Annotated in this window: 23 protein-coding genes and 1 pseudogene; 11 read left to right on the plus strand and 13 right to left on the minus strand. The window is 58.9% G+C overall.

What is annotated here, in order from left to right; translation table 11 throughout:
* Positions 1–228: 228 nt before the first annotated feature.
* The 6 genes from FB464_RS07330 to FB464_RS07355 all read right to left on the minus strand — a co-directional run bounded on the left by FB464_RS07330 (position 229) and on the right by FB464_RS07355 (position 3355).
* Positions 229–408, minus strand: a complete 180-nt coding sequence (locus tag FB464_RS07330; protein WP_142206641.1) for a hypothetical protein — start codon at positions 406–408, stop codon at positions 229–231.
* A gap of 138 nt (positions 409–546) precedes the next feature.
* Positions 547–1194: a nucleotidyl transferase AbiEii/AbiGii toxin family protein gene (locus FB464_RS07335; RefSeq protein ID WP_246092963.1), complete on the minus strand. Its 648-nt coding sequence runs from the start codon at positions 1192–1194 to the stop codon at positions 547–549.
* A complete protein-coding gene (locus tag FB464_RS07340; RefSeq protein ID WP_116414441.1) occupies positions 1191–1529 on the minus strand; it encodes a transcriptional regulator in 339 nt (112 codons plus the stop codon). The genes FB464_RS07335 and FB464_RS07340 overlap by 4 nt, the downstream gene beginning before the upstream one ends.
* Before the next feature lie 69 nt (positions 1530–1598).
* The gene (locus FB464_RS07345; RefSeq protein WP_211347324.1) at positions 1599–2180 is read right to left on the minus strand and encodes a TetR/AcrR family transcriptional regulator; all 582 of its coding nucleotides are present in this window, start codon (positions 2178–2180) and stop codon (positions 1599–1601) included.
* 71 nt (positions 2181–2251) lie between these two features.
* Positions 2252–2602: a VOC family protein gene (locus FB464_RS07350; RefSeq protein WP_116414439.1), complete on the minus strand. Its 351-nt coding sequence runs from the start codon at positions 2600–2602 to the stop codon at positions 2252–2254.
* Between the two features lie 57 nt (positions 2603–2659).
* A complete protein-coding gene (locus FB464_RS07355) occupies positions 2660–3355 on the minus strand; it encodes an SDR family NAD(P)-dependent oxidoreductase (RefSeq protein WP_211327354.1) in 696 nt (231 codons plus the stop codon).
* A 42-nt stretch (positions 3356–3397) separates the two neighbouring features.
* On the opposite strand from FB464_RS07355, the gene FB464_RS07360 reads away from it, so the two are divergent.
* Positions 3398–3568: a DNA polymerase III subunit beta gene (locus FB464_RS07360; RefSeq protein WP_116414437.1), complete on the plus strand. Its 171-nt coding sequence runs from the start codon at positions 3398–3400 to the stop codon at positions 3566–3568.
* Between the two features lie 317 nt (positions 3569–3885).
* On the opposite strand, the gene FB464_RS07365 is transcribed toward FB464_RS07360, so the two are convergent.
* On the minus strand, positions 3886–4707 hold the full coding sequence (locus FB464_RS07365) for a hypothetical protein (protein WP_116414436.1): 822 nt from the start codon (positions 4705–4707) through the stop codon (positions 3886–3888).
* Positions 4708–5522: 815 nt separating this feature from the next.
* On the opposite strand from FB464_RS07365, the gene FB464_RS07370 reads away from it, so the two are divergent.
* Positions 5523–6599, plus strand: coding sequence for an MrcB family domain-containing protein (locus tag FB464_RS07370; RefSeq protein WP_116414435.1), 1077 nt, complete (start codon positions 5523–5525; stop codon positions 6597–6599).
* A gap of 95 nt (positions 6600–6694) precedes the next feature.
* Here FB464_RS07370 and FB464_RS07375 read toward each other — a convergent pair whose 3' ends face one another.
* Entirely contained in the window at positions 6695–6991 is a 297-nt protein-coding gene (locus FB464_RS07375) for an ArsR/SmtB family transcription factor (protein WP_170151895.1), read from the minus strand.
* A gap of 107 nt (positions 6992–7098) precedes the next feature.
* On the opposite strand from FB464_RS07375, the gene FB464_RS20570 reads away from it, so the two are divergent.
* A complete protein-coding gene (locus FB464_RS20570) occupies positions 7099–7461 on the plus strand; it encodes a single-stranded DNA-binding protein (RefSeq protein ID WP_116414433.1) in 363 nt (120 codons plus the stop codon).
* Positions 7462–7539: 78 nt separating this feature from the next.
* Here the strand turns inward: FB464_RS20570 and FB464_RS07385 are convergent, their stop codons facing one another.
* Together FB464_RS07385 and FB464_RS20575 are read right to left on the minus strand one after the other, a co-directional pair.
* A complete protein-coding gene (locus FB464_RS07385; RefSeq protein WP_116414432.1) occupies positions 7540–8832 on the minus strand; it encodes a reverse transcriptase domain-containing protein in 1293 nt (430 codons plus the stop codon).
* Between the two features lie 68 nt (positions 8833–8900).
* Entirely contained in the window at positions 8901–9470 is a 570-nt protein-coding gene (locus tag FB464_RS20575) for an SLATT domain-containing protein (protein WP_116414431.1), read from the minus strand.
* Positions 9471–10082: 612 nt separating this feature from the next.
* Between FB464_RS20575 and FB464_RS07395 the strand changes: the two genes are divergently transcribed.
* The 4 genes from FB464_RS07395 to FB464_RS07415 all read left to right on the plus strand — a co-directional run bounded on the left by FB464_RS07395 (position 10083) and on the right by FB464_RS07415 (position 12578).
* Positions 10083–11180, plus strand: a complete 1098-nt coding sequence (locus FB464_RS07395; RefSeq protein ID WP_116414430.1) for a type I restriction endonuclease — start codon at positions 10083–10085, stop codon at positions 11178–11180.
* 271 nt (positions 11181–11451) lie between these two features.
* Entirely contained in the window at positions 11452–11838 is a 387-nt protein-coding gene (locus FB464_RS07405; RefSeq protein ID WP_116414428.1) for a hypothetical protein, read from the plus strand.
* A complete protein-coding gene (locus FB464_RS07410; RefSeq protein WP_116414427.1) occupies positions 11835–12197 on the plus strand; it encodes a hypothetical protein in 363 nt (120 codons plus the stop codon). The genes FB464_RS07405 and FB464_RS07410 overlap by 4 nt, the downstream gene beginning before the upstream one ends.
* Positions 12198–12578, plus strand: coding sequence for a hypothetical protein (locus tag FB464_RS07415; protein ID WP_142206643.1), 381 nt, complete (start codon positions 12198–12200; stop codon positions 12576–12578). It abuts the gene before it with no gap.
* Positions 12579–12612: 34 nt separating this feature from the next.
* On the opposite strand, the gene FB464_RS07420 is transcribed toward FB464_RS07415, so the two are convergent.
* From FB464_RS07420 to FB464_RS07430, 3 genes are all read right to left on the minus strand, one after another.
* Entirely contained in the window at positions 12613–13929 is a 1317-nt protein-coding gene (locus FB464_RS07420) for a hypothetical protein (RefSeq protein ID WP_116414426.1), read from the minus strand.
* A gap of 311 nt (positions 13930–14240) precedes the next feature.
* Entirely contained in the window at positions 14241–14888 is a 648-nt protein-coding gene (locus FB464_RS07425) for a hypothetical protein (protein WP_116414425.1), read from the minus strand.
* Between the two features lie 12 nt (positions 14889–14900).
* Complete coding sequence (locus FB464_RS07430) at positions 14901–15494, minus strand: hypothetical protein (protein ID WP_142206644.1); 594 nt, start codon at positions 15492–15494, stop codon at positions 14901–14903.
* Positions 15495–16019: 525 nt separating this feature from the next.
* Here FB464_RS07430 and FB464_RS20580 point away from each other — a divergent pair.
* From FB464_RS20580 to FB464_RS07450, 4 genes and pseudogenes are all read left to right on the plus strand, one after another.
* Positions 16020–16214: pseudogene (locus FB464_RS20580) on the plus strand (DUF3263 domain-containing protein); the annotation flags it as partial.
* A 415-nt stretch (positions 16215–16629) separates the two neighbouring features.
* Entirely contained in the window at positions 16630–17019 is a 390-nt protein-coding gene (locus FB464_RS07440; RefSeq protein ID WP_211327352.1) for a nucleotidyltransferase family protein, read from the plus strand.
* 79 nt (positions 17020–17098) lie between these two features.
* Positions 17099–17833, plus strand: a complete 735-nt coding sequence (locus tag FB464_RS07445) for a hypothetical protein (protein WP_142206645.1) — start codon at positions 17099–17101, stop codon at positions 17831–17833.
* A gap of 102 nt (positions 17834–17935) precedes the next feature.
* Positions 17936–18172 carry an SHOCT domain-containing protein gene (locus tag FB464_RS07450; RefSeq protein WP_116414419.1) on the plus strand — a complete coding sequence of 79 codons (237 nt, stop codon included), beginning with the start codon at positions 17936–17938 and terminating at the stop codon, positions 18170–18172.
* The last annotated feature ends 48 nt before the right edge of the window (positions 18173–18220 follow it).

An 18220-nucleotide genomic window follows, 5' to 3' on the forward strand; every position in this document is an offset into this window, starting at 1 on the left:
ATTATGAGCGCCGACTTGTATCCCCGGACACTTCGAATTGCAGAACGCCAGGTCGCGAAACACAAACGTCTCCTGCGCCTGTCGACATCTCCGACCGCCGGAAAACTTGTCGCACTGGCTCTCGACTAATTGATCAGATCAACTTCAGTGACTTGTCAGAGCCCTCGTCGTTCACGTTCCGAGGGCTCCGTTGCGTTCGGAATCGTGCTGATCGTGCTCATGGCGGGGCTAGGAGGTACGCGAAGCCATCACCCGCAACTCGCTGCAGGTGGCGAAATCTGGATGCCCGGGCTCGCGCCTCCCATGCAGCAGCTTGCCGGGGCACAGCGTCGCCACTCCCATGCCGACGTGGCCGCGTGCCGAGTTGTTGCAGCCACGGGTCAGCGCCCGTGGCGGCCCGACCTTCATCGTCCAGCATCCTGGTCGCGTCCTAGGCCATTCCTTTGCCGTCAAAGTCTCACATCGCAGCCTCCGCTACTCGACGCGACCGCCCGGTCGCGAACGACCACTCGCCTGAAGACAGACCAGGCGGGTCGAGAACCGAAGCTACGAGCGGATCTCCGCCGCCCAGAGAACAAAGCGCTGCCCAATCGCTTCGAGTTGTTCAGCGCTGACGCCGTACCTTTCGACGCGATCTGGCCGAATGCGGATCACCTGTTCCAGCTGGCCGGCAAAGGTGGGCGAGTCAAAGCCCGCATCCCTTTCAGCGACGGCCGAGAGAAGCTGAGCATCCGTGAACCGACCGCTCAAGCGAATCGCATCGACGTCGAGGTAGTCGCGCGCCTCAGCCCGCGAGTACAGGGCGCTCACCTTATTGCCGACCGCGTCCTCAACGCTTAACACTGGCCCGACGGCGAGAGCGACGGGATCCTGCTGGCGCCAATCGACTGCGAGATCCATGTCGACTGAGTGACCCGTCGTGGTGGTAATGCGCAGTTGTGCGAATCGAGGAGCCCGACGCACATTTTCCACTGACAAGCCGGTGATTTCCATTTCCAGCACCAACCCGTCGACCGCGGACTCGAACGATTCGGGATCGGGGTCGTTCGTGAAAAGATCTACGTCTTGCGTTGGCCGATTCATGAAGCCGTGCTCCCGAATTGCACCAGAGCCGGCAAGCGCAAACGCGTGATCTCGCAGTGCGGTCAGAGCAAGCTGCGTGAGATCCCATTGCAGCTGAAGATCGTCGCTCACGCAGCGGCCAATACCGGAAAACGATTCTCCCAAAGCACCCGGACACGAGCAGGCAACAGCAACTCAGGCCAGATCGAAACCAGCAGGCCAGGGTTCAAAATCTCGGCCTGATCCTTGACCCGCCCCTCTCGGAGCGCCGCCTGGTAGGCCTCAACGACATCCGACTCGTTGTTGAGATCGAATCTGTGAGCGGGCCCCCAGTACACGTTCAGCGGGAGCGCCATGAGACCCTCTGCGGGCCCGTGGAGCTGAGACAGCTCTTCAGGCGCGTCGTACGGCTTGATGTCGCGGTAGAACACCCGCTCATCAACAACAGCACCTGCCTGCTCGGTCATGGGTCGATTCTAGTCCGCCGATCGGAATTACCTGAGGCTCTCTCGGGACCACATCGCCAGGCGACGGGCCTACTCCGAGTCGTACAGTGTCGAGTCCAGCACCATCCGCGCCATCCCCTTCGCAACCTCCGCCGGCGCCGCCGTCCTGTCCATCTGCGCCGTAGTGTTCGCCCCGTCGTACAGCACGACGAGCTGGTCGGCGAGCACGCGAGGTGAGACAGCACCCGCCGCAACGGCCAGCGAACCGAACAGCTCGTGAACCCACCCCCGGAACTTCCCCGCCGCCAGATCCTCCGGGCTCCCCGGCAACGCCTCCGCGGTTGCGTTCATGAACGCACACCCCCGAAACCCGGGCGCAGCAACCAGCGTCCCGAGCTCGTCGAACACGGCCAGAATCTTCGACCGCGGATCGTCGGCCGCATCCATTCCCCGCTGCACGACCTCCATCCACGCCTGGTGACGGTTGAAGAGGTACGTCTCGATCAGCTGGTCTTTGCCCCCGAAGATGTAATAGAGGGAGCCCTTCGCGACGCCCGCCTTCTCGATGACCCGGTCGATACCGACCGTGTGGATGCCTTCGTTGTAGAAGAGCTCATCGGATGCCGCCAGCAGGCGGTCGCGCGCCGACGGCTTCTGCGTTGCGGGAGTCACTGACGTCCTGGCCATGATCGATGATGTCGAACAGATCTGTCCAAAGCCCCGGCCCGTCCCGCCCGCCGCGTTCAGCCGCGGATGAGGTCGAACTCGTTGCCCTCGGGGTCTGCAAGCGTCGTCCACGCCTCGAACGAAGCGCGCACGGTCGCACCCAACCCGACCACCCGCGCAAGCTCCGCATCGAACGCGGTCGTCACGAGGTCGAAGTGGATGCGGTTCTTCACCGTCTTAGCCTCGGGCACCCGATGGAACATCAGCGTCGGCCCACTCGACGGGTCGTCGCCCGGCGCGATCGATGCCGATTCACTGCTCGCCCCCGGGTTCACCGTGCGCCTGAGGAGGGCCGCCCAGAAGTCGGCCGAGACGGCCGCATCCTGAGTGTCGTATCTGATGCCAAAGAGGGTTGTCGGGATGGTCATCGTTCCTTCTTCTTTCGTCTGTTCAGACTCTGGATGCTGCGGACCACCGGTCGGCGTCTAAACCGCCGTGCGCCCACCGTCGACGGCGATCACGGCACCGGTGATGTAACTCGAGCGCGGTGAGACGAGGAACCCCACGACCTCGGCGATCTCCGACGCCTGCGCAGCGCGCCCGAGGAGGGTCGTCTTGCCAAGAGCCTCGGTGTTCGCCCTGTCGGCAGCACCCGTGTACACCGGTCCGGGGGCGACCGCATTCACGCGCACACCGCGCGGGCTGTACTCGGCGGCCCAGGCCTGGGTGAACGACGACATCGCGGCTTTCGTCGCGTCGTACGCCGCTCCCCCGGCGAGCCCGATGATGCCGGCCATGCTCGACAGGTTGCTGACGTTGCCTTCACCGCGAGCGACCTTCGCCGGCGCCAGCGCACCGGTCAGCAGGAACGCCGCCTGCACATTGCTCGCGAACAGGCGGTCGAACGTCTCGGGGTCGAGATCGGCCGACGCCCCGAACCAAGAGAAGCCCGCATTGTTGATGAGGATGTCGACCTCGCCGGCATCCTTGGCGAGTTGGATGCCCGCAGCCGGGTCCCCGAGATCAGCCGGCACGAAGCGTGCGTGGCCACCCGAGAGCTCAATCTCTTCGATGACCTGCACCGCGCGTCCGGCATCCCGCCCGTGCACCAGCACCGTCGCCCCCTGTGCCGCGAGCTGAAGGGCAATCGCGCGCCCGATGCCCGACGTGGCTCCGGTCACGAGGGCGGTCTTGCCCTCGAGGTCGCGAACTGTTGTCTCCGTGTGGAGTTCAAGACCGGTGGCGTGGATTCATTCGATACCTACTTCGGGCTAAAAAAAGATCTCGAACGCTTGCACGGGCGTGGCGTTGATCTGGTCATGTCCGACGCCGTGCGCAACCCCTTCTTCGCGGCCTCGGCCGCATCCCACGCCGAGGAACTCTATGCAGCGTGAGTCGGAGGCGCTGCTGTGTGATGTCTGCGACACCAGAGTCCGCATCATGGGCTGCAACCAAAATGAATCGCGCAACTGATTTTGGCTGTGACGACGAAGAGATCGAGCTGACCAGGCTCGCTGCTCGTCGGATCCCATCATGGCGTTGGAACAATGATTTAATTAATCCAAGCGTCGAGCTTTGCGCACGACCCACCACGACCTGATGCCGCCCCTACGGACGGCCGGGGCGGGCTGCGCATTTCCGTTCGTCGGGAACATGTGCCTAATGCTCCCCGGAATCTCCGTCGGAGAAGTGGAAGGTGTGACGCTGTTCATCACGGGCAAATCGGCGGGTAAATTGCCTGAGCGCTCATGAACCTGGGTGTTCTGATCAAGTGGTCTAGCCCGGCTAGGACAACGATGTCATTGCTTTTGCGCAGTTGCTCACGCGACTTTCTGAGCAGAAGAAAGCCTACGACCAGCGCCACCAGAATAGCTCCGTCCATGATCAAGCCAAAGTCGCCTGGCCAAAAGACGAATCGATCCGCACTCCAGAGCTTGCAGCCGACAGACGCTATCAGGACGGCCAGAGGCAGCGAGATCATTAAACGAAAGTTGGACTCCGATTCGGCTCGCTCATAGGCGTCCCACATGTCCTTGTTCGCCGCTTGTAGCTGAACAGCCATGGATGGCACATCTTCAGTGAGCGTGTTTCCGAGCCAAGCTCTCACGCTCTGTCGATCTTGGTCATTCCAATCATCATCAGGTTCACCCGCCGCGAACTTCGGCCCCACCAAGGTAGCAACTTTCTTGCGTTCAACCTTTAGCCCTTCGAGTAGCAAAGTGATCATGTCGGCTTCGCGATCGAACCTCTCCTGACTCGTCTTCGTAAGTTTCGCGCCGGTAGGCATAATCCAATTTGGATGAATCGCGCTTGTTACCACTCCGATGATGTAGGCGACAAACGTGACAGATGCGATCAGCACAGTTACTCCGATCGCCTCGTTCAAAGCGTAAAACTGAGCGATGAGACCTGTCGCTTGATCTTCGGTAGGAATGAGGTAGCCAAAAATTACCCAGAGAGTCGCGAGCCAGAGGTAGCCCGCTGCCAACGGAGTCCTAAGCTCCCTGAATCCAGGCAGGATGCTCGAAAGCACGATAGAACCCCTTCGCCGCGTCACTCAGACACATGTTTAAACCTGACCACCCGGAAACAAATAGGACGTACGTCAGGTCGGTGGATGAAGCCCTGACAAGCGTATCGAGCAGATGGTGCGGGGGGCGCACCTGTCTTGATACGCCCAAGCGAGCTGAATGTCTTTAATCACCCAATCCAAGTCGCGGAAAAACCTACCTCGGCCGGTGCGGAATCGACATAGCTCGGTCGACACCCGCGGAAAACTCTGGGCGTGTTCGAGGATTCCTCACATATGGAAACGGTCACCTACTACTCAGCGCAGTGTTACGTCCTGCGACGGCGCGATCGGTTCGAACTTTTACTAATGGCAAGGATCGCTCAACTCGAGATTACCTACAGGGCGAAGGATAGATTGAGTTCTGCGGACGACTCCTCCGAGCTGGCGGTGCCTCCTCGACGTTACTGAGGATGGGACCGCGTACAAGGGATCTCGAGCTCGCAGCCGGAAAGATGGCAAGCTCTGGGCCGCCATGACGAGGCAGGCCGGGCTACTGCCGCGATCACTCCGGCCAGAACGACAGACCATATCCGGTAAACGCGCTGGTTGAGCGCCTGAGCGTTCAGCCCGGTCAACTTCCATAGCAAGACCAACTCACTGTGCAGCCCGAGAGTGATATTAACGTCATCATCCGCTCAGGCTACGAATGCGCGAGCGAGAACAAAGCCGTGTTGCTAAGCAGCACTGACTTTCTAACCGCACTGCCTGCTAGAAAATTTGCAATTGTCACGTCAGTGAAACAAAGTTCAATCAGTCGGTAGCGATATCGTGCATTTGTGGACATAGGGGAATTTCTCAGAGCTGTCTCGGCCAACTTTGTCAAAGGAGCTGCGACGAACACCAGTCCAGCTGTCAAACTCCTTAACACTGCGGACGAGGCACTCTCCTCCCACACTCCGGAGGGATTCCTGGTCAAGGGAAGCGGCGGCAAGGGAAATACGACGACGACACCCTGGGTCGCTTTTATGGACACTGACGAGACCATCGATCCTCAAACAGGGATGTACTTGGTCTACATTTTTAAGCCTACTTTGGATGAAGTTGTTCTGACCTTGAATCAGGGAGTCTCTGGTTTGAGCAAACGACTTGGAACGAAGGTCGCGAAAGACCAGCTTCTCAGCGATGCCGCTCTCATCCGAGCCGGGCTCTCGGATACTGATTTGCTCGGGCTAGAACCGGTCGTGGATTTTCGTGTATCAAGATTCCCCCAAATCGGGTATTCGGTCGCGAATATCGCAGCTCGAACCTACCGAATGGCGAATTTACCGCCCGAAGAATCACTTCGCCTGGATCTAGTACGGTTCGTATCACTCTACGGAACTGCTCTCGCCGTCAAGCGGGATTTGCTTCTTAGACAGCCAGGCGACCTGCACGTACCGAGCCCGCGTGGCTATGTGAAACCGAATGAGTGGGAGCGAGAATTTCGCCCCAAGAATCACGCTGACTACCTTCAAGTTTTTGAACAAAGAACGTATGTCAAAACTCGCAAACATGAGCTCCTAATTCGCGAGTTCGGTGAACTCAAGTCGATCAACGCACTAAATCCGTCAACAAATGTTCATCCGCGCGACATGACCCTTATCGACGGGCCCGAAGAATGGCTCGTTGAAGCGAAGGTCATACGCAATGGAGTCGTCACAGATGCCGTGCGTGGCGCGATCGGGCAACTTTTCGAGTACCGGTACTCGTTCTACAGCAACCAACCGCCTCGCATGCTGGCTCTCTTCTCGGAGCCGATCGGCAGCTACTTCATGGACCTGCTTGAATCGCTAGGAATTGCTAGCGTGTCGAGAACCATCGATGGCTGGCAATATTCGCCCTCTTGTCCCCAACCTTGGTCATCACGTCAGTAATGCTCGCCAGGTCCAGCTCGAGAATCTACGCGCTATCGTCAAATAGATAAGTTCGAAATTGATCTTTCAATCCGGCAACGGCCGCTGAGAGAGGTCTATGCGGTTAGACCTAGCCCCAATCCCAGCGTCCTGTAAATGGCGATGAGCGCTTCGGAGGCAATGCGGTATTCCGTGCGGTGATAGCGGTCGGGCTCCTCGAGTGGAACAGCAACCACAAGACCAATCTCTCGAAGGGACATCAGCTGGTGTTGGACCGCGCCGACCCCTAGCCCGAGCCGGCTCATAAGCTCGCCGCGCGTCTGCGGGCCATCGATATTCAGCGAAGCCAGAACGGCCATGCGCGTTGGCGTCGCCTGAAGTAAACGGGCGACCTCAGCGAGAGCTGGATCCATTTTCGGTTGAGGTCCTCCGCGTGACATGAATCTATTGTGCCGCTATTGACTAATGAGGATTTATCTAGAAACATAGTATGTAGCTAGATGGCTGATGAAAGGGAAAGATGGACAACCAAATATGGCTTCGAGGCAGGTTACGATCGGATCCCGTAGAGATGGACGGAACAGGTCTCGTCGTTGCGGCCTTCGTCCTTGAGAACGAGCAGAAAGCACAGGGCAAGAGGGGTCGACCGAAGAGTGAGATCGTGCCGTGGTGCGATGTAGTGTGCGAGGGCGAGTTAGCATCCAACGTCCTCAGCAGTGTGATCGAAGGAGACTATGTACTCGTCAGGGGAGAACTGCGCGTGCATCGATTGCATCCTGTCGATGATGCACGCGACTCTGTGATGATGTCGGTCCGCGCGGAAAGCATCGGGCTCGACTTACACACCGGAGTTACGAAACCTCTGCACATGCACCGGAACTGAAACACTCAAAAACATCCTGCGCCAAGACGAACTATTTAATCGGAGAGGGTGAGAACAATTCCTCTGAGGCCGGTTTGCTCACGATACCTGCGAAATATCCCGATCCAACTTAGCAATAAGCCGTTTTAGTTCAGCATGAAATCTCACAGACAGCTCTTGATTATTCAGTGCGTCAAACGATGTTCTTGGGAAAAGTTCGGATAAAAAGTTGCGCTTCGCATCGTCTGAAAAGCGGTCGAAATTCGGCACATAGGATGGAGACGAAGGCGACGGCTTCGTAATGTGCCAGTACGCACGAGTGAAGGTTTTAGCCGCCCAGTCATCAGGAAGCCCGAACCTCTTTCGCATTCCAACAACAAACGCATCTAGACGGCCCAGAAGTGTGATGTCGTCGAGCTGCGAGAAGTAATGCAGCCATCCTCGAGGCACGTTCTCGTAGACACACCCACTAATGACCAAATCCAGTCGTCGTCTCAGCGCCCTCGCAGATCTCTCTTTCCAATCCGGGTCTGATTTTGTCGCCATGTGATACTTGTACGCAGTAAATAGTTGAACGATGGTGGACTCAAGTTTCTGAACGCTCGACTTCCGGACACTCAAGCACTGAGGGGTGAACCGATACCCTAAATACTCGAAGTCATTCGAAGTCTCACCGACCTGGGTTTTGGACCCCTCCCCCAGCGGATGAATGGTAAGTCCCACACGCTTGCAGGCGGAATCTACCTCGTCCAGGAGCCGAGTCTGATCGAGGTGGTTGCAGAGAATTAGGATGTCATCGACGTAGCGACAGTAGAAAAGGTCAACACGACCGCTGAAATCTGAATCCATTTCTAGCATGGAAATTTCAGCGAGAATGTTGGAGATCGATAGTCCTTGCGGCACTCCCACTAATGTCGAGTAATTCGGTCGTCTTTCCCTGAACGTGACTGTCGGAGTTGAGATCGCCCTCATCAGCAGCGCAAGAATTTCCGGCTTTCTAATTTTCGGTTTCATGGCTTTTCGAATTGACCTGTGCGATATGGACGGATAAAAGTTACGCACATCGATTCGAATGAATGAATCCCATCGCCCAGAAGCGATCGCTGCTTTGAGGGATTGAATGCGCACCTGGGCAGGCGGGGTCCGGGCCGCTGGAAATAGGTCCAATAGAAGTGCCGCGAGAGACTTCAGAACGATTCGATCGCGTGCAGTCGGAACTGACACGATTCTGGGCAGCGAATGGGCCCCTTTTGAAATAGCAATTTGTCGATACGAAGTGAACATGTAGGTCCCTGCCCGCATTTTCACCTGGATCAGCTGCACCGTTCTCGCCCAGTCGACCTCGATACTCGGTCCAGACACACCATCCCTACCCACCGCAGTGTTGTTCATCACGTGCGACCGGTAGACGTTATGTAGTTCACGTTTTGATGTGACCGCACGAAATTTGCGCGAGGCTGTCAACTTCCAGCCCCCGAGAAGAACCACGAGACGATCGGGGCTAAAACAGCTAACGGAATTATGAGGGCGACATAGGGTAGCGCCGTCAATAAATGTGCTCGCCTTAGAACCCAAATGCTTACGTCGCTCCCCGGATCCGCGCGTTTGTGGTCCGCCGAAGTATGGTTTTCCGAATCATCGAGCAGCGACTCGTACCTGTCTGAGAGGCGATCAACTAAGTCTGGCGATTGCACGGAGTTGGCCAACAGATTTTCTGCCTCAACTGAGAGTCGCTGTAGTGCTCGATAGTTCATGAACATGTCGCGACTACGGCCACCGTAATTTAAGCTCGTGACCACTAACGATGCAACTAGCGCGAGGACAGAGACGCAAACTAAGACCGTCGGCCCTGCCTTGCCATACATACCGTCGTCCGTAAGGAGGGCAATCGATGAAAACGTGGTCGCAACCGCCAAAGACAAGAGGCTGGTGTTCCAAGCTCGGCCACGAGCCTGGAGCCGTAAAGAAGCCATTAGTCGAGCCCTGTAGGACTTGTAAGACCTGGTGGCTACGTTGCTTAGTTGTTCCATTGACGACCCCCGACGATTGGTGGCTCGGCCGCTCGTTGCCGAAGCAACGGTCGTGCAAATCAATCAACGCCCGCAAATGCCGAGCTTCACCATGAGGTGAACGACAGAGTCGTCTTCTTTCAGTTGCGCCCAATATGAATTGAGCGAGCAGCCGAGCCATCACGAATGTACCTTGAGCCACCGGTATCAGAACACACTTATTCAGTAAGTAGTTGACCGTTCGATGCAGCCAACTCCAGAAGAAGGGGCAGAGGTCGAGACACGCTCGGCGGTTGTCCGCTAGTGCCTGATGATTCTAAGGTGGTCCGAAGCGAGGAGTATTACATCTGTCTTGGTTTGTTCCTCGGAAGAAGGACTGCCGCACCATACTCTTCTAACTAGCTTTGCCACGCAAAGATCGCGAGATTTGACTCGAAGGGGATTGGTCGCGATAAGTATGAGTACGCTTTCGGCCCCGCGGCAAGGCGAGCTAAGAAGACGGAAGCGGGTTCCGAACCATCACTGGCTGAGAGCCGTGAGCCACGGGATTCATCCGCCCCGGTGGTATCGCGTCTCGCCACAGCACGCCTGTCCGCTATCGTCGAGATTGCGACGACGCGACCAGGGGGAAGCATGGATTTCGAAGAACGACTTGCTGCATTAGCGGCGAAGGTCAAGAACCAACGAGCAGTGATTCAGACTGAAGAAGCGACGAAGAACGCATTCATCATGCCGTTCATCTCGACAATTCTGGGGTATGACGTCTTTAACCCGCTTGAGGTGGTGCCTGAATTCACGGCTGACGTTGGAGTGAAGCGCGGCGAGAAGATCGACTACGCCATAATGCGAGATGGTGAGGTTCAGATTCTCATCGAGTGCAAGAGCTCCACCTCAGCTCTCAGCCTGGAACACGCGTCACAACTCTTCCGGTACTTCGCGGTCACGAATGCGCGGATCGCCGTGTTGACGAACGGCGCGGTCTACAACTTCTATACGGATCTTGACGCGCCGAACAGAATGGATGAGAAGCCGTTCTTGGTGTTGGACCTGGCTGACATCGACGAGACACTGATCCCAGAACTCCTGAAATTGACGAAGGAGGTTTTTGACCTTGATTCGATCATCAGCGCTGCGGAAGAACTCAAGTACGTTGGCGCTCTCAAGCGAGAGATTGCCGCTCAGTTCCGGGAGCCATCGGCCGACTGGGTGAAATTCTTCACTACGCGAGTGTACGAGGGCGCCTTCACGCAGAAGGTCAGAGAACAGTTCTCGTCACTGGTTACGAAAGCTGCAAAGCAGTACCTCAATGAACAAGTCAACGACCGGTTGAAGACCGCTCTCGGAGCAGCAGCCGCCGTACCCGCTCCCCTCTCCGCAGGCTCCGCAGAATCGATCACGAGCCAGCCGGTCGCCGAAGCTGACCTCGACCGGGACACGGAGATTGAAACCACTCCCGAAGAGCTCGAGGGTTACCAAATCGTCAAGGCGATCGCCTGCGGCGATGTGAAGCCGCAGCGAGTCACGTACCGCGATGCGAAATCTTACTTTGCTGTGTTGCTGGACGATAACAACCGTAGGCCGGTCGCTCGGCTCTGGTTCAACGGCAAGAAGCAGAAGTACCTAGGCACCTTCGATGATGCCAAGGTTGAAACCAAGCACGCTATCGAAACTCTCGACGACATCTACGAGCACGCCGACATCATCCGGGCGACCGTTCGCAGCTACGCCTAATTAGGAAGCCTTACCGGGGTAGGCCGCGAGTGCCTCTCGGACGATTTCGCTGAGCTTGCGGTGTTCCAAATCTGCGCGCTGAACTAGTGCCTGGTCGAGCCCTACCGGAAGCCGCACTTGACGCACCGGCGACTTTCCGCTGCCTGAAACACCACGGAGGTTCGGGCGACCAAGGGCTCTATCGACGGCCTCCGTGGAACCGAGCGCGGCTTCGAGCAGGGCCCGTCCGGAGTCCCGGCCATTCCCACGCACGTCGACAGCGTCGGCTGCGATGCTATCTAGGCTCTCTGTCCTCACCGCGACCGGGGTCCGCTTCGACTGGGTCAGCTTCTTCGGGATCCCCCTCATCCCGAACACTGCCGTCGCGCGCTTCCCCGGTGGCGTCTGGCAGGGCCGCACCATCCACCTCCACCCCCTCGACATCATCGCCATGGGGACCTGTCGCTCGCCGAGTGTCTGGCTCGAGGTAGAGACGAACTGGCTCCGCTCCGAGGCGAACCGCAAGTTCTATGCCGCGATCGACGCGCTCGCCGACGCCGGGACACCAGATCGAGCCCGTATCGTCGACGCCCGCCTCGACGACCTGTTCGCTCGACGTCGGTTGGCAGCGCGTTACCACGCCTACCCCCGACGCATCATGGTTGGTGGTGCACGATGACGAAGCGCTACGGCCTCGACCACGAGTTCACCTTCATCGAGTCGCTCGCGTCTCGCCTGCACCTGGCGGGTCTGTTCATGAGCCCCGCGCAGCTGCTCGTTGGCCTGCAGCAGCTCGAGGAGCACGGTATCGAGGCTTCTGACGCTGAGACCAGTCTCCGCAGCTTCATCGAACACCTGTATCCGCAGGAGATCATCGCGGATGTGCACGCCGAGTTCTCTGGCTGGTTCGAAGTCAGCGGCTACCTCTGCGCTGCGACAGCGTCGATGACGTGGGAGGAGCGCCACCGGTGGTTCGCGGAACGGTTCGGATCCGACGCCGTCCGCGCTACCAGCGTCTTCGCGGAGGTCGGTCGATGAGTGCCTGCGCCGACCACGGGCACCGGAGCACGACGTGCACGAAGGGGGGCGAATCGTGAACCGCGACGTCACTGTGTCGATTACCGTGCCGTTGCACTCGTTTCAGGCCCTGTCGAAGATCGCCGAGAAGGCGGCACCCAGTCGCACAAGCTGATCGAGCTGCTGGTCGACGTCGGACTGGCCCCGAAGGAACGACCGAAGCCATCTCGACTGGAGATCTACGAGGAACGCTCCATTGGGATCGCTCGCCTGCACGAAGAGGGGATGAACGATGCGGACATCGCCGGCGCCCTCGAACTGCCAGTCAGCAGCGTGTGGAAGATCCGTGTGCGGCTCGGCCTGGCACCGAACGCATCTCGCGGCCGCCCGAAGACGAAATAGAAGTATGAGCCTTAAGGTCTCGTGACTACCTGCATCAGGGCTCTTCGAGTTCGCCTACTCCGTGCCCCGCCAGCTTGCCCACTGTCGAGGTAATAATCTGGAGGGCCTCGGAGCCGGACAGGTGACCTTCGGAAACTTCGGCGGCCAGAACGAACAACTGAACAGAGCTCAAAAGGGCGTGCCCGCGGCTCTCACTCATCTGCAGCATCTGGCTCGGAAAGGTTTCGGCACGCTCCGACGGGGACTTCTGTCTAAAAGCGTTGACGATCAACACTGGTTTGATCTGGCTGTATGGGGTGCCCGACGACACGTCTTCCATCACCCATTTCTCAAGCTGCGCGGCGTTCTCTTCTTTTGCGCTCTTGGTAACGCCCTTGACTTCAACCACGATGATGCGCTCTTCGAATGAGAATCGAAGGTCGGCCCTATTCTCTGGTGCGGGCAGTCTCTGCGCTCCGAATCTTTCGAGCACCTCCGCGCACTTCTCCGCGAGGGCGTCACCCGTTCCGTAGAGCAAGATTTTGTCGGAGTCCAACCTGGCTTGTTGTGTGTTCAGTTCCATCACCAACGTTTGCGCCACCTCGAGTTGCGCAGCAGCCAGCCCGAGATCGATGGTCAGATTCCGTTCTGAACTCGTGGTGATGCCCGAGGTCCACGCTGGCGCTGGTTCGACCTCGGCCTGGGGCAGCACGGCATCGATGAGTGATGACCAGAAGGTGTGACGCGCGTCCGAGTCGACAATCGGGTCTTGAAGGTCGAGTTCGCCCGAAGCAGAGCCGACAGGAAAATCCAGTTCGATGTCGGGCAGCATGATCAAGCTGCCGCCCGTCACCCACTGAAACTCAGCAGCCACCGGCTGATCTGTGTTACCTGCGGTCGCAATCACGACCCCTTCGCTGGCAATTTCGGTGAGAACAGCGGAATAACGCACGCGGTTCCCTTGATCGCGGAGGAAAGTTGATAGGCGCGATTGCCCGCGAACTACAACTCGCCTTCCACCGGACGCCTTCAGTCCGCCGAAATGCTGGGGGAACGAATCCCATCCGCTGAGGTCGTCATCTGGCGTGTAGTACCCCTGCGTACTCACCGGTGTGCGATATTCCGGACGAGCGAAAGCGACTACCACACCGCCGTGTTCCAAGAACGTGTCGAATTCGTCGCGACGCCTTGCCATAGCCTCCACGATCGCAGCGTCGTCTCGACCCTGCGACCCCGCATGCATGGTGAACCTGTTCGGGTCCCAGATCACAACGTCGAAGTCATGAGTTGAAACCGGGTCGATGAAGTCGATTGCGGTGAACTCCGGCATGGAGGTATTCACCCCGATGGTCAACACCCGAATGTTACGCATAGTTCTCCTAACCCGAGTCCGCGCTCACGGCGAATCTTTCGAACCTTCAACTTCGTGACCGGCCCCCTGACTTCAGCCGGTCTAGATGCCTTGATGGCGCAATATTCCGTGAGTCCCAGAGTGTCAGCGATCTAACTCGATGTGTCGCCCGACGCGCGGGCATCTCCGGGGGCAACAGCCTCGCCTGCTGGTAACTACTCGACCAGCCGTGCCACGCCGGCACTCTCCTCGCGCTCGCAAACCTGCTGAGCTCGGAGCCGGATGCGACCCGCGGGCGGCCGGAGAGCATAGTCGAGTCGTCCGACTAGGCATCAAGAGACAGGTCGAGTCACCTGGATCGTCTGATTCGTTTGATCGACGAGATCGTCGAGTACTTCATCGCCTTTCGCGCGCCAGACTCGAAGATTAGTGATGAGATTCATCGCCCAGGTGTGCAGCGGCGACATCGCTTGGGCCGTCTGGGAGGCCCACAATTCGCTTCGTGGCACAGTCCTTGCTGCGTGCATGGAGTCTCGAACGCATTGCAGGCCGTAGGTGCGTTCCGCGTCGAGCCAGTTGCCGATCAGCTCCGAGTCTTTGCCGGCGCGGTCGATGAAGGTGATCATCCGGAGCCGTAGCGTTTCGAAATAGGGCCAGATCTCCATACTGAGTACATTGATGCTCACCAGCGGAGAGATAGCCGCTATCAGGTCATGATGGGCAGCGTCCTTCACAGTCAGGGTGGATGCTCGGGCGAGATCGTTTGCTTGCTCGAAGGCAGCGGCTACGCGTATGGATGATGCTGCCGAACTCTCGGCGGCTTCCAGGGCACGGCGTTCTGCGTCGATCGCGCGCCCTTCGGCGGCCTCCGCATTTTTCCTGGCCGATACCGCCAGCTTGGCTTGCACCCACGCTGATGTCGCTGCGATGCCGGTAATCGTCAGCGCCCCGATGGAGACGATCAGCACGGCGAGATCCATGTGGCCTACGCCCTAACTGTTGTTCCAGATCTGCGTGCCGCGCTGCCTCGCCACGTCGACGAAGATCGCGTCCCGGGTCTCTTGCTCCCGCCCGCGAAGGTCAGACAGCCGCAGGTAATTGTTCCGGAAATCATGATTAGCGGAGAGGTTGTCGCTGTTCCGGCTTACATTTCCGTCGTCGTCCTGCGCGAACCAACTGGGCTGACCGTCCTCCGGGCCCATATCGAACCCGAACTCTCTCAGCACCTGAGCGAGATCCTTATTTGTTCGCTCAAGCGCACCTGCGATCGCATACGCCAGCTGCGACGGGAACGTCGTCCGCCGCGTCGGCATCCTCTCGAGTGCGCCACGGATAGCCCCCTGCGCAGCTGACGCTCTCGCGGAACCAAACGAGGCGAGGTGGGACTTGAAGCCCTGCTGGATCTCCGCAGACCGAGTGGCGAACAGGTCAGGCTGGGCCACGATGTGGGCGTATCCCTGACTCAGAATCCACGACTGCCAAGCTCCGATTTCGGCTGCAGCCAGACTCGAAATGAACTCCGCCAATTCGAGCTTGGCTTTCCGCACACGCTCATCAGCAACCAACAGATCTGTCTCAGATGCCACGACAACTCCCCCAAACCATCACCAAAGCCCAACCGCGCTCGCGGCAGGCCGTCCTACTCTTGACGAGGACGGCCGCGCGGTGCTGCGGGCCGTGACGCCTTGATCGCGCCGTGCTCAGTCATGCTCAGCGTGTCACCGATCTGACGCCAGGTCGCGCCCGACTCGCGGGCGTCTGCGATCAGAGATGCTCGCCGCGCCGGCATGGCCGCCGTGCGGTCATTGAACGCCCTGAGCGAGGTCATGCCGGCCTCAGCGCACAGCCTGACCTGAGCGAAGTACCTCGCCGAGGACATCGACGCAAACGCGCCGGCCTACACTCCGCAGCCTCGGCGTTGACGCCGAGGAGCGCATGAGTTGCGCTCCCTCAGAATGCCGGTAACGTGGGGCTCGCTTAGGACAAGTGTGTCCGGACACCAAGGCTCTCCAAACCGGAGGGCCTTTTTTTCGTGCCCAGCGATGAGAGCCCCGATGTGATCAGCGACGACGACATCGACTTGCTCGCATTCGAAGAGCCAGTACCCTCACTCCGGCGGCACGAAGTCAGAACAGGTGCGCAACCGCTTCGGCATCTCCCCCACCAGGTACTACATGCGACTCAATCGCATCCTCTCCGAATTAGAAGTACATGACCTCGCCCCAGCACTGGCTCGCAGCCTGATCGAGAGACAAGACCGCCGGCTTAAGCAGCGCCACGACAGGCCGCTCCCCGCGGACACCTAAGCTCATAGCCAGCATGCGAGTGTGCGGCGAACCATCGTGCCCCATCCTCTACCCCAAGACCGACGGAACACGCTGCCCCACACACCGCCGCACCACAGAGCGAGCAAGAGGCAGCCGGCAACAGCAGCGAGCACGATCAACTTCGAAGGCAGTGGACACCACGCGCGGCCACCGGCCGCATCGCATGTGCCAAGTGCCAGCAGCCCACCGCCCGCGGCGCCTCTGGGACCTCGGCCACACCGACGACAGACGAGCTTGGACAGGCCCAGAGCCTGCCCGCTGCAACCGCAGCGCTGTCGGGAGTTCGATCGCACCGGTGAGGCACCTCTTGCCGCGCTCCGAAACCCCTCAGGGGTGGGGGTGGACCCCCTCGAACTGGCTGCCCCGGTACCGCGCTCTTGCCCTACGGGCGATGATGGCTGACGGGCTCAGTCAGGCGGAAGCTGCAAGCTTGCTTGGCATCAGCGAGTCCGCTGCAAGTCGGCAGATGAACGGGCTGAGCGACATCAGCACGATTCTTCCCGAGATCGTCATGGACGCGGCTGCCCCGATCCTTTTGCAGCTTGTCGTCGACCGAGGCTATACGCGACTCGCGGTGTTCGGGTCGGTGGCGCGTCGGGACGCTCGAGCGGATTCCGACATCGATCTGCTGGTCGAAGCTTCGTCGGGCTCTTCGATCGGCGATCTGCTGGCGCTTCGTGATCTGTTCGGCCAGATCGGAGGGAGACCTGTCGACCTCATCACTTTTGCCGGTCTCAAGCCAGAGCTCGACGATGACATTCGACACGAAGCACTACCGCTTTGACATGAGGAATGTTCAGGAGTAAGCCTGAGGGAGGTGCTTCACTCTCAGGCACCGTGAGTATCGAACGAAGGAGCACACAATGCTTTTCGAGAAGTCTCGAACAGGTCGCAGAACAAGAACAGCGGGGGCCGCAGTTGCAATTCTGGTTGCCGGGATCGCAACCTTCGCGCCTACGGTCGCTTACGCTTCCGTGTACTCAGGGACGGTGACGTCTGACTCGTCGGAGATCCAGGTTGTGCAGGAGAAGCTCGCCGCTCATGGCGCAAGCGAAGCGCAACAGGAGTCGCTTCTCACCAAACTCGCGAACGGAGTGGCTTGGGATGCTCAGACGGGGGCGTCACCGACATCGACGATCTCGTCTTTGGTGGATGGCTACACGACGACGACCAAGTTGTTCAGCGACGGCTCGTATGTCGAGAGCAGAGCGCAACTGCCGAAACCGTTCGCGATATCCGCCATTGAAGCGAGTGGGCCCGCCGACTCGGTGGACTCCTGCACCCTTGGCTCTGGCGTCGGCAGCTTTCCGTTCTCGGGATGCCATATCGCGACAGACCAAGCATTCTTCACGATCGACTTCTTTATCGACGGGCAGACCAGCCAGATCAATCAGACCGCCGTCACTCGAGCGTATGGACTGCAATACACGATGGCGGGCGGCTCGGTCGACAGTTCAGATCTTGTCATCGCCAAGTCCGGTGGATCTGAGTCATTGGCAATCGGCACCCTCTACGCGACGATGTACGGAGGCGGATACTCGCAGACGCTGACCCTGACGGCTCATGTGACGTCGACGATCACGGACACTTCGCCCTGACGCGGGATATGTGCCGCGGCGAGCGGTTTGGTCAGATGCACGAGTGAAATGGATGTCAGGGCCTCCTTGAACGGGAGGCCCTGATTCCCGTAAGGAGCACCAATGCTAGGCAATCTTCAGGGCTACCACGTGTTGATCCTGCTGGCGGTTGTAGTCGTCGTGATCGCTATCGTAATTATTGTCGTCCTATCGGTTCGTCGGAGAAGTGCAGGGCACCGTGGTGCGCTGCCCGATGATCCTGCCAGGCGGATTGAGCAGCTCATGCGGCTTCGAGATCAGGGTTTGGTGAGCGAGGAGGAGTTCGAGGCCAAACGCCTTGAGATTCTGCGTCAGATGTAGGTCGAACGGGCTGCCCTGGCCCCGAGCATCCAGAGCCTGAAATTCAGC

This window comes from Subtercola boreus (assembly GCF_006716115.1).
Classification (GTDB): Bacteria; Actinomycetota; Actinomycetes; order Actinomycetales; family Microbacteriaceae; genus Subtercola; species Subtercola boreus.

Bases quoted from the DNA above. Each gene is read 5' to 3' on its own strand.
- FB464_RS07330 (WP_142206641.1), bottom strand. From the start codon at position 408: ATGAAGGTCGGGCCGCCACGGGCGCTGACCCGTGGCTGCAACAACTCG.
- FB464_RS07340 (WP_116414441.1), bottom strand. From the start codon at position 1,529: ATGACCGAGCAGGCAGGTGCTGTTGTTGATGAGCGGGTGTTCTACCGC.
- FB464_RS07350 (WP_116414439.1), bottom strand. From the start codon at position 2,602: ATGACCATCCCGACAACCCTCTTTGGCATCAGATACGACACTCAGGAT.
- FB464_RS07375 (WP_170151895.1), bottom strand. From the start codon at position 6,991: ATGGATCCAGCTCTCGCTGAGGTCGCCCGTTTACTTCAGGCGACGCCA.
- FB464_RS20570 (WP_116414433.1), top strand. From the start codon at position 7,099: ATGGACAACCAAATATGGCTTCGAGGCAGGTTACGATCGGATCCCGTA.
- FB464_RS07385 (WP_116414432.1), bottom strand. From the start codon at position 8,832: ATGAACAACACTGCGGTGGGTAGGGATGGTGTGTCTGGACCGAGTATC.
- FB464_RS20575 (WP_116414431.1), bottom strand. From the start codon at position 9,470: ATGGAACAACTAAGCAACGTAGCCACCAGGTCTTACAAGTCCTACAGG.
- FB464_RS07395 (WP_116414430.1), top strand. From the start codon at position 10,083: ATGGATTTCGAAGAACGACTTGCTGCATTAGCGGCGAAGGTCAAGAAC.
- FB464_RS07405 (WP_116414428.1), top strand. From the start codon at position 11,452: ATGCTATCTAGGCTCTCTGTCCTCACCGCGACCGGGGTCCGCTTCGAC.
- FB464_RS07410 (WP_116414427.1), top strand. From the start codon at position 11,835: ATGACGAAGCGCTACGGCCTCGACCACGAGTTCACCTTCATCGAGTCG.
- FB464_RS07420 (WP_116414426.1), bottom strand. From the start codon at position 13,929: ATGCGTAACATTCGGGTGTTGACCATCGGGGTGAATACCTCCATGCCG.
- FB464_RS07425 (WP_116414425.1), bottom strand. From the start codon at position 14,888: ATGGATCTCGCCGTGCTGATCGTCTCCATCGGGGCGCTGACGATTACC.
- FB464_RS07440 (WP_211327352.1), top strand. From the start codon at position 16,630: ATGGCTGACGGGCTCAGTCAGGCGGAAGCTGCAAGCTTGCTTGGCATC.
- FB464_RS07445 (WP_142206645.1), top strand. From the start codon at position 17,099: ATGCTTTTCGAGAAGTCTCGAACAGGTCGCAGAACAAGAACAGCGGGG.
- FB464_RS07450 (WP_116414419.1), top strand. From the start codon at position 17,936: ATGCTAGGCAATCTTCAGGGCTACCACGTGTTGATCCTGCTGGCGGTT.